General features: G+C 58.5%; 10 protein-coding genes. 5 read left to right on the plus strand and 5 right to left on the minus strand.

Features of this window, described 5'->3' with window-relative positions:
- Positions 1-113 precede the first annotated feature (113 nt).
- On the plus strand, positions 114-974 hold the full coding sequence (locus ACR0C5_RS19170) for an N-formylglutamate amidohydrolase (protein WP_480878502.1): 861 nt from the start codon (positions 114-116) through the stop codon (positions 972-974).
- Positions 975-976: 2 nt separating this feature from the next.
- Here ACR0C5_RS19170 and ACR0C5_RS19175 read toward each other — a convergent pair whose 3' ends face one another.
- Both ACR0C5_RS19175 and pyrF read right to left on the minus strand, forming a co-directional pair.
- Positions 977-2,230, minus strand: a complete 1,254-nt coding sequence (locus tag ACR0C5_RS19175) for a DNA polymerase IV (protein ID WP_480860835.1) — start codon at positions 2,228-2,230, stop codon at positions 977-979.
- 358 nt (positions 2,231-2,588) lie between these two features.
- On the minus strand, positions 2,589-3,293 hold the full coding sequence (pyrF, locus tag ACR0C5_RS19180; RefSeq protein ID WP_170790495.1) for an orotidine-5'-phosphate decarboxylase: 705 nt from the start codon (positions 3,291-3,293) through the stop codon (positions 2,589-2,591).
- A 144-nt stretch (positions 3,294-3,437) separates the two neighbouring features.
- On the opposite strand from pyrF, the gene ACR0C5_RS19185 reads away from it, so the two are divergent.
- Together ACR0C5_RS19185 and clpB are read left to right on the plus strand one after the other, a co-directional pair.
- Positions 3,438-3,758: a hypothetical protein gene (locus tag ACR0C5_RS19185; protein WP_480878505.1), complete on the plus strand. Its 321-nt coding sequence runs from the start codon at positions 3,438-3,440 to the stop codon at positions 3,756-3,758.
- A 127-nt stretch (positions 3,759-3,885) separates the two neighbouring features.
- Positions 3,886-6,504 (plus strand): ATP-dependent chaperone ClpB, encoded by a 2,619-nt coding sequence (gene clpB / locus ACR0C5_RS19190; protein ID WP_480878507.1) that lies wholly within the window; start codon positions 3,886-3,888, stop codon positions 6,502-6,504.
- 82 nt (positions 6,505-6,586) lie between these two features.
- Here the strand turns inward: clpB and ACR0C5_RS19195 are convergent, their stop codons facing one another.
- Both ACR0C5_RS19195 and ACR0C5_RS19200 read right to left on the minus strand, forming a co-directional pair.
- Positions 6,587-7,402, minus strand: coding sequence for a cyclase family protein (locus ACR0C5_RS19195; protein ID WP_170775517.1), 816 nt, complete (start codon positions 7,400-7,402; stop codon positions 6,587-6,589).
- Between the two features lie 246 nt (positions 7,403-7,648).
- Positions 7,649-7,840, minus strand: coding sequence for a hypothetical protein (locus ACR0C5_RS19200; protein ID WP_170775519.1), 192 nt, complete (start codon positions 7,838-7,840; stop codon positions 7,649-7,651).
- 331 nt (positions 7,841-8,171) lie between these two features.
- On the opposite strand from ACR0C5_RS19200, the gene msrP reads away from it, so the two are divergent.
- Both msrP and msrQ read left to right on the plus strand, forming a co-directional pair.
- Positions 8,172-9,083 (plus strand): protein-methionine-sulfoxide reductase catalytic subunit MsrP, encoded by a 912-nt coding sequence (gene msrP, locus ACR0C5_RS19205; RefSeq protein ID WP_170787491.1) that lies wholly within the window; start codon positions 8,172-8,174, stop codon positions 9,081-9,083.
- Positions 9,084-9,087: 4 nt separating this feature from the next.
- Positions 9,088-9,702, plus strand: coding sequence for a protein-methionine-sulfoxide reductase heme-binding subunit MsrQ (gene msrQ / locus ACR0C5_RS19210; protein WP_480878509.1), 615 nt, complete (start codon positions 9,088-9,090; stop codon positions 9,700-9,702).
- Positions 9,703-9,710: 8 nt separating this feature from the next.
- Here the strand turns inward: msrQ and ACR0C5_RS19215 are convergent.
- The coding region (locus tag ACR0C5_RS19215; protein ID WP_480878511.1) for a hypothetical protein at positions 9,711-9,957 on the minus strand (247 nt) is incomplete at its 5' end.

A 9,957-nucleotide genomic window follows, 5' to 3' on the forward strand; every position in this document is an offset into this window, starting at 1 on the left:
GGGGCGCGGATCCCCGCGCCGGTAGCGGGGTCTATAAAAGGAGTCGCAAAGGGGTTCAAGGGGTTTGGTTGAACTATTTTCCGGTCTATGTTCAGTCCGAACAAGGAGTCACCATGCAGAACGCCGCCTATGTACTGGATATGCCCGCCAAGCGCACGACTTGTGTGGTGTTTTCGTCTCCACATAGCGGGCGGAACTATCCCGAAAGCCTGCTGAAACGCACGGTTTTGAACCGCAATGCGATTCGGTCCTCGGAAGATGCGTTTGTCGATCAGCTGTTCTCGCCGGTGGCAGATTTCGGGGCACCGCTGATATCGGCCACGAAACCAAGGGCGTATCTGGACCTCAACCGCAGTTCAGAGGAACTGGATCCTGCGCTGATCCAAGGTGCGCGGCGGCAAGGGCACAATCCGCGTGTTGCCTCGGGCCTGGGCGTGATTCCCCGCGTAGTGGCAAATGGGCGCGCGATTTACCGTGGCAAGCTGACGATGGACGAGGCGCGGCTGCGGATCGACACGTGCTGGCGTCCCTATCACGCCCGCCTGAAATCACTTTTGGCCGAATCGCATGCCAAGTTCGGGCAGGCGGTTTTGATTGATTGCCACTCGATGCCGCACGAGGCGGTTGCCATGGCCAGTGGCCCCAAAGCCAAACGGCCGCAAGTTGTGCTTGGCGACCGGTTTGGTGCGTCAGCCTCAACCGAGGTGGTTGACCGGATCGAAGCGGCCTTTGTCGCCGCCGGCCTGACGGTCGTGCGCAACGCTCCGTTTGCGGGGGCCTATGTGACCCAAACCTATGGACGCCCCGCGCGCAACCAACATGCGGTTCAGATCGAGATCGACCGCGCGCTATATATGGATGAGGACCGGATCGAACCTAACGGCAATTTCGCCGAGTTCCGCACACTGTTGCGGCAGGTCATCCGCGATGTCGTCCAGATCGGCGAAGAGCCCCTGCGTCTGGCGGCCGAATAAGATCAGCGCAGCGCCCGTCCTTTCACGATAGCGTCGGTCCCGAAGCGGCGGCGAATTTCGTCCGTGGCACGCTCGGCCTGTGATCTTTGGGCGGCGCCAGGATCCAGCAGATCGCCCGAGATATCGGCCTGATGTTCCGGGCACAAATCCGACAGACCACAGCCCAGCAACCGGTATGGCCCCTGTTCCCCAACCTGATCGAACAGCGCGCGCGCCGTGCGATATATACGATCAGCAATCTGGGTTGGGTCCCGCAGGGATACCCGTCGCGTGATGATCTTGTGGTTGGCTCGTTTCAGTTTAAGGGTCACGACCCGCCCCGCTAGCCCTTTGGCCTTGGCCCTGTCGGCGACCTTTTCCGACATGCGCCAAAGATGTCCGTCCAGAATGTCGAGGCTGGCGGTGTCTTCGAAAAAGGTCGTCTCATTGCTGATGGATTTCATCGGTTCATGGGCCGAAACGCGGCGTTTGTCCTGACCGCGGGCCAGATGCCACAGCCGATAGCCCATCGCGCCAAATCTGGCCGTCAACGCCTCCTGATCCCAGCGCAACAGGTCCGAGAAACTGCGAATACCGGCACGGTCCAGCGATTCCTGCGCGGCGGGGCCGATACCCCAGATCAGGCGCACTGGTTTGTCATGCAGAAACTCTGCCGTCTCAGCCCGGCCAATCACTGAAAACCCGCGTGGCTTGTCCAGATCCGAGGCTACCTTGGCCAGAAACTTGTTGTGCGAAAGCCCGATTGACCCGGTCACGCCCAGCTCGTCTTTCATGCGCTTGACCAAACGCGCCAGCATCACCGCCGGTGGCGCTCCGTGCAGGCGTTCGGTGCCAGAGAGGTCCATGAAGGCCTCGTCTAGCGACAGGGGTTCAACTACCGGGGTCAGTTCATCCATCATCTTGCGGATATCGCGCGAAACCTCAGCGTAGACGGACATGCGTGGTTTGATCACCACCGCATCGGGGCAGAGTTGCAGCGCCTTGAACATGGGCATGGCCGAGCGCACGCCGCGAATACGGGCCACATAGCACGCCGTGGACACAACCCCGCGCTTACCGCCACCGATGATGACCGGCTTATCGGCCAGTTCTGGGTTGTCCCGTTTTTCGACCGAGGCATAGAAGGCGTCGCAATCCATATGCGCAATTGTCAGGTCGAACAGCTCTGGATGCGACTTGATCCGCGGGCTGCCACACGCGGGGCAGCGCCTGTCATCGGTGACTGTGGTCAGGCAATCTCGGCAAAGACCGGGCATGGATGTCTTCCCGCCTTCAAAGCGATCGGTTCATGAGCGCGACTATACCAACCCCACCGCCACGCAAAAGCCCAAGGCCGGATTCCAGGTGCGATCTGGTGGAAAAGAAGACCCCCCGCGCGTTGCGGGGGGAGGTGACGGACCTCAGGAAGAGACGGTCCGCGGGGAGTATCACGAGACCAGATTCGCTGAAAAACAGAGGTTTCGATAGGATCGAGTTCACACAAGGAAAACAGGCAGTTTTCATGTGTGTTTTCGGGCACAGGGACGATTTGGCGCGGTTTTCATTAAAAGTGACGTTAGGTCAACCGCTTGGCAGCCAGAAACCGGTGTTTTTGGCGGTTTCTAACGTCCTCGTTTAGTGCCGTGTCAAGGAATTTAACTCGGCAAGAACCGCTTGGGCGGCGGCTTTCGGGTCCTCTGCCTGATAGATCGGGCGGCCCACAACGATGTGGTCTGCGCCATCTGCAATAGCACTGGCTGGGGTGGCAACGCGTTTCTGATCGCCAAGCGCAGCCCCTGCCGGACGAACGCCGGGGGTGACGATCAATCGACCTTCGGCCTGAGGCAGGGCGCGGATCAGCGCAGCCTCTTGCGGGCTGGCGATGACGCCATCTGCCCCGGCCTCAAGCGCCTTGGCTGCGCGTTCCACCACCAGCTCCTGCACATCGCCCGCCTTCAACAAACTGGCGTCCAGATCGTCGCGATTCAGCGACGTCAGGATGGTTACAGCCAGGATTTTCAGATCCTTGCCCGAGGCGCCCTCTTTCGCGGCGCGCACCACGTGGGGATCGCCATGAACTGTGAGGAAATCCAGATCGAACTGCGCCAACCCACGCACCGCGTTTTCGACCGTGTTGCCGATGTCGAACAGCTTCATGTCCAAAAAGATGCGCTTGCCGTGATCCTGTTTCAGCTCATTGGCCAGCGCCAACCCGCCGCCCGTTAGCATGCCAAGCCCGATCTTATAGAAGGAAACGCTGTCTCCCAACCGCTCGGCCATGGCCAGACCTTGCAGGGCGTTCGGGACATCTAGGGCTACGATCAGGCGGTCGTCAGACATGGGGGTGCTCCGTTTTTTGGCAAACGTCTGCGTCCTAGCGGGTTTGGGGGTCTGTGTCCATGTGGGATGGGTAGGTGATTCAGATCACGGCAGCGCATTCAGGCTGTGCTATACTATTCGCACATTGAAGGAACGGATTTGCAAATGAAACAACTTGCGCCCACCGCGTTTGCTCTGGTGCTGGCAGGATGCCAGGACATGCCGCTGGAAACCGAAGCAGCCGATACAGTGGTCAAAACGCCCACCAACGAAAACCTACGTCTGGTGCGGGGGTATCGTTCGACCGATGACGATTGTCAGATCACGGGTGAAACGGCCTTTACCGTCGACTTTCTGGACGATGCGGCGGACCTTGTGTCTTGCCCCGAAGGCGGCAGTGCGGCTCAGTCTCTGGTCGACATGTACGGCGCGCGGCAGGTGGCGGAAACGGGGGGCTATGCGGTCTATTCCGTGCCGCGCAGATAGGGGTCGAATATACGCCTCCGCCTCTTGAACCGGGACAGATATTTCCCAGATTGAATGTGAGGCCCAAAACCGACGCGTGCCGCCAGGCGGGCGCATCAAAACAGGGCGCTTGGAAAAGGAGAATAAAATGGACTTGAACAAGTTCACCGAGCGGGCACGGGGTTTCGTGCAAGCGGCGCAGACTATTGCGATGCGGGAAGAGCATCAGCGTCTGACGCCCGAACATTTGCTGAAAGCATTGATGGATGACGATCAGGGGCTGGCCAGCAACCTGATCACGCGGGCCGGTGGTGCGCCCAGCCGTGTTGTGAATGCGCTGGACGCCTCGATGGCGCGCATTCCAAAGGTCAAAGGCGACACAGGTCAGGTCTATCTGGACGGCCAGACCGCTAAGGTTCTTGCCGAGGCCGAAAAGATTGCAACCAAGGCGGGCGACAGTTTTGTCCCTGTCGAACGCATTCTGATGGCGCTGTGCATGGTGAAATCCAAGGCTAAGGAGGCTTTGGAAGATGGTGCCGTGACCGCGCAGAAACTGAATGAGGCGATCAACGATATCCGCAAGGGGCGCACAGCCGATACCGCGTCGGCGGAAGAAGGCTATGACGCGCTCAAGAAATATGCGCGCGATCTGACCAAGGCTGCGGCGGAAGGCAAGATCGACCCGATCATCGGGCGGGATGAGGAAATCCGCCGCTCGATGCAGGTTCTGTCGCGTCGAACCAAGAACAACCCGGTTCTGATCGGTGAGCCCGGCGTGGGTAAAACCGCGATCGCCGAGGGCATGGCCCTGCGCATCATTAACGGTGACGTGCCAGAATCGCTGAAGGACAAGAAGCTGCTTGCGCTCGACATGGGAGCGCTGATTGCCGGTGCGAAGTACCGTGGTGAGTTCGAAGAACGCCTCAAGGCCGTGCTGACCGAAGTGACCGAAGCGGCGGGTGAAATCATCTTGTTCATTGATGAGATGCACACGCTGGTCGGCGCTGGTAAATCCGACGGCGCGATGGATGCGGCGAACCTGATCAAACCAGCGCTTGCGCGGGGTGAACTGCATTGCATCGGCGCGACCACGCTGGATGAGTACCGCAAATACGTCGAAAAAGACGCGGCCCTTGCGCGCCGGTTCCAGCCCGTGATGGTGCAGGAGCCGACGGTCGAGGACACGATCAGCATCCTGCGCGGCATCAAGGAAAAGTACGAGCTTCACCACGGCGTGCGCATCTCAGACTCGGCGTTGGTGTCGGCGGCGACGCTGTCGCATCGCTATATCACCGACCGTTTCTTGCCCGACAAAGCCATCGACCTTGTTGATGAGGCAGCGTCGCGTCTGCGGATGGAGGTGGATTCGAAGCCCGAAGAACTGGACCAGTTGGACCGCCAGATTCTGCAAATGCAGATCGAGGAAGAGGCGCTGAAGCTGGAAGATGACGCGGCCTCGAAGGATCGTCTGGAAACCTTGCAAAAGGATCTGGCCGATTTGCAGGAGAAATCCGCCGAGATGACCGCCCAGTGGCAGGCCGAGCGTGATAAGCTCGCGGGTGCGCGTGATCTGAAAGAACAGCTCGACAAGGCCCGGGCTGATCTTGAGATTGCCAAGCGCGAAGGCAACCTCGCCAAGGCGGGTGAGTTGTCCTATGGCGTTATTCCCCAGCTTGAAAATCAGTTGGCCGACGCTGAGAACAGCGAAAGCAACGCGATGACGGCGGAAGAAACAGTGCGCCCCGAGCAAATCGCTTCGGTCGTTGAACGCTGGACCGGTATCCCGACAGCCAAGATGCTGGAAGGCGAGCGCGAGAAACTGCTGCGGATGGAAGAGGACCTGCATTCCCGCGTGATCGGTCAGGATGCCGCCGTCACTGCCGTCGCAAACGCCGTGCGCCGTGCGCGGGCCGGCCTGAATGACGAGAACCGCCCCTTGGGTTCGTTCCTGTTCCTCGGCCCGACTGGTGTGGGTAAGACCGAGCTGACCAAGGCCGTGGCGAACTTTCTGTTCGACGACGACAACGCGATGGTGCGCATCGACATGTCCGAGTTCATGGAGAAGCATGCGGTCGCCCGTCTGATCGGTGCCCCTCCGGGCTATGTAGGGTATGACGAAGGTGGCGTGCTGACCGAGGCCGTGCGGCGCAGGCCCTATCAGGTCGTGCTGTTTGACGAGGTCGAAAAGGCGCACCCGGATGTATTCAACGTGCTGTTGCAGGTTCTCGATGATGGTGTGCTGACCGATGGTCAGGGCCGCACCGTGGACTTTAAACAGACGCTGATCATCCTGACGTCGAACCTTGGGTCGCAGGCGCTTAGCCAGTTGCCCGAAGGAGCCGACAGTGCGCAGGCGCGGCGGGATGTGATGGATGCGGTCCGAGCCCATTTCCGGCCCGAATTCCTCAACCGTCTGGATGAGACCATCATCTTTGACCGGCTCAAGCGGGCCGACATGGATGGCATCGTCGATATCCAGATGGCACGTCTGCAGAAACGACTGGCCGCCCGCAAGATCGAGCTGGCGCTGGATGATGGTGCCAAGCAATGGTTGGCCGATGAAGGCTATGACCCGGTCTTTGGCGCGCGTCCGCTGAAACGCGTGATCCAACGCGCGCTTCAGAACCCGCTGGCCGAGGCGTTGCTGGCCGGTGAAATCAAGGACGGTGAAACCGTCCCGGTCTCGGCAGGTTCGGATGGCCTGATCATCGGCGACCGCCTGGGCACCTCGGACCGCCCAAGGCCAAATGACGCGGTCGTGCACTGAGGCAAAAGGAAGAACCCGCCTTCACGGCGGGTTTTTCTGTTTCGTAGAGCTCTTTCCACTGGCGATCGTTTGACAGAACTTGTCAAACCATCGCAAAAATGCGCGCGGGTCCGCCGGTTCCGCCCGCATGTGTCGGCGCGCCGACGACGAGCGTTGCGCCAGAGGCCGGAATGCGGTCCAGCCCGGCGATATTTTCGATCCCGAAACGACCGGTGGATAACCACGCATAGTGCGTATCAAAGGTTGCCGAAGGGCCGTGGTCCAGTGACAGCGTGTCCGAGGCGATTGAGCGTGCACCAGTTTCCTCGATCAACATCTGTGCCGCCTCGACGTGGAAACCGGGATAGTGCTGTGCCTGCCCGTCAAACCCGCGATAGGCGTCGCTATCGACCTTGGCGGCCCAGCCAGAATACAGGGCCACACAGGCCCCGTCCGGAATATCGCCGTGACTGGCCATCCATGCCTTTAGGTCATCGGGTGTCAGCAGCGTATCTGCGTCCTCAGCCGCGCGGGCGGCAATATCGACCACACATAGTGGGGCGATCAGGTCAGAGACCGGAATTTCATCCACCGACGCCCCATCCGCCGAGAAATGCAGTGGTGCATCGACATGGGTACCGGTATGTTCGTTTACTGTGATCCGCTGAAGATTGAAGCCGTGTTCGCCGAAGCTGTAGATTTGTTCGGCGGAATAGCCCGGCTCTCCGAAATAGGTCGGGAAATCCGGGCTGATTGTGTGGGTCATATCCTCGACCTTGCCATGCCCTGAGGCCATAGCGGCGGGTGCGGTGACCCCTCCGGCGGCAACGGCCACACCCGACGCAGCGGCGGCCTTGAAGAAACTGCGCCGTGAAAGCATTCGGTCCTTGACCGCATTCATTACACAGATGTCACACATATTCGTCTTCTCCCTGTCCAGCGTTCGATCCGGGGGCTGATCATTCGAATTTTCAGCGTACCCGGCAATCAGAGTGCAAGGCTGGGAAATGGCCTGTAAAGGCTTAATCTGTTAAATTTAAAATTCATATTATTGAATTAAAATGATATTTTGGGAGAACCTGGTGGGCTGAAAACGAATAACCCGCCGATGAATGGCGGGTTATTGTGCGAACATCGACGTGTTCGGTTTTTAGATCATGCGTGATCAGGTGCCCGACGGAAGGGCGTTCAGATCCTGAGCGTTGCTTTCGTCCAGGCCAGTGTCGTCGCCGATTTCCTCGCAGGTTACGGGGAATGTTTCATTCGAATCGCAGCCGCTGATGGGATATGTTTCATTCTCAGCGCAGGCAGCGATGAACAGCACCAGCGACAAGCCCGCAAGCATTTTCGTTTTCATGTCTCGTCCTTTCCGATCGTATTCTCGTCGTTTCCCTTGGCGCCAACTGCGATGCCAGCCATATACGGCAGCCTACTCTGTCCCTTCGCGCCCTTAGAAAACTTACGCTTCCGGATTGGGCATTGGCTAGCGGGAATATCAACCTTGACGCTAGGTCTTATTGGTCAAAACGCTCGAAATCGCGCGAATCTGTACCGTTATCTCTCAATATGAGTTTCCCGAGTGGCGGATACATTACAGCCTCTTCTCCCAATCGTGACGCATGTTGCCTTGGTCCTGTGCTATGTGCGCACTAATTGGACTCTAATACAGAACGATCACGGAGACGCAGATGGCGCATCGCTGGACCAATAATTTGACACGTGCAGACGTTACCCCTCGGGCGGCGTTTATGAACCGGCGGCAGGTGATGGCCGGGCTTGCAGGTGTCGGCTTGGCAGGGATGGCGCAGAAAGGTGCGGCCGAAGAGGCGGCCGAGGATCTGGTGCCCAACACCTGGGAAGAGATCACGTCTTACAACAACTATTATGAGTTCGGTACGCGCAAGGATGATCCTGCGAAATACGCCCACACGCTGGTAACGGAACCCTGGAGCGTGCAGATCGATGGATTGGTCGACCGTCCCGGCGAATATGATTTCAAGGACATCATGTCTGAGATGACGGTCGAAGAACGCATCTATCGTTTTCGCTGCGTCGAGGCCTGGTCAATGGTGGTGCCCTGGAACGGGTTTGAGCTGGCCGATCTGCTGAACATGGCCGGAGTGCAGGAAGGAGCCAAGTTTGTTGCCTTCGAAACCGCATACCGTCCTGATGAGATGCCCGGCGTGCAATACCCGGTGCTCGATTGGCCCTATCGCGAAGGATTGCGGTTGGATGAGGCGATGCACCCGCTTACGATCATGGCGACAGGCATCTATGATCGTCCAATTCCGAACCAAAACGGCGCACCTCTTCGACTCGTCGTGCCGTGGAAATATGGCTTCAAGTCGATCAAGTCGATTGTTCGGATTACCCTGACGGACGTTGAGCCTCCGACAAGCTGGAACATGGCCAATCCGCGCGAATATGGCTTCTATAGTAATGTGAACCCGAATGTGGATCACCCGCGCTGGTCTCAGGCGTCGGAACGTACCATCGGGGGCGGGCTGTTCTCGAAACGTATTCCGACACTGATGTTCAACGGCTACGAGGCCGAAGTCGCCGGTCTTTACGAAGGCATGGATCTGTCGGAATACTATTAGGCGCATGCAGACCGTGAACCAGATACTCCGCCGAGTGCCTGTTTGGGCTGTCTACCTGCTGGGCCTGATCCCGGCACCGTGGCTGTTCTATCAGGGTTTGACCGGAGGGCTGGGTATTGATCCGATTGAGGCGCTGGAACATCGCTATGGCGAGTTGGCGTTACAGTTGTTGATTGTCGTGCTTGCGGTGTCCCCGTTGCGGCGGTTTTCGGGACTGAACCTGACGAAGTTCCGTCGCGCTTTGGGGGTGCTGACCTTCGTCTATGTTAGTCTGCATCTGTTGGTATGGTTGGTTTTGGATGTGCAACTGCCGAGCCAGATCTGGGCCGACATCCTCAAACGTCCCTATATCACGGTGGGCATGGCCGGATTTCTTCTGCTGCTGCCCCTGGCTGTGACTTCAAATAATCTGTCGGTGCGCCGTTTGGGTCCACGCTGGCGCGTTCTACAACGTCTGGTCTATCCAGCTGCGATTTTGGGCGGGCTGCATTACGTGATGCTGGCGAAAGGGTTCCAGATCGAGCCACTGATCTATCTGAGCTTGATTCTGGGCCTTCTGGCCCTGCGTCTGCCGCTGTCGAACCCACTCAACCGATTCCGACAGGTCGATTCCGCCTGAGTCTGTAGTTAAGCCTGTGCAAAACCTGGGATGCACGTCGAAACGGTGGCCTGGGGTGTTCGTTTTGGGAAGGGAATTTTCGGTAAGTAACTGTAAATATGTTGAAAATTTTTCAAACAGAGTTTTTTCCGATTTTTCCAGATTTTCTGCTTGCGGCTTTCCGGGGTAAACCTTAGAACCCCCTTCACCGGCGCTGCTGAGGCGGTGCTGGGGCGCTGGAGACGGTGCTGACGGACTGGAAAGACGGTTGAGACG

The organism is Ruegeria sp. N8 (genome assembly GCF_056531325.1).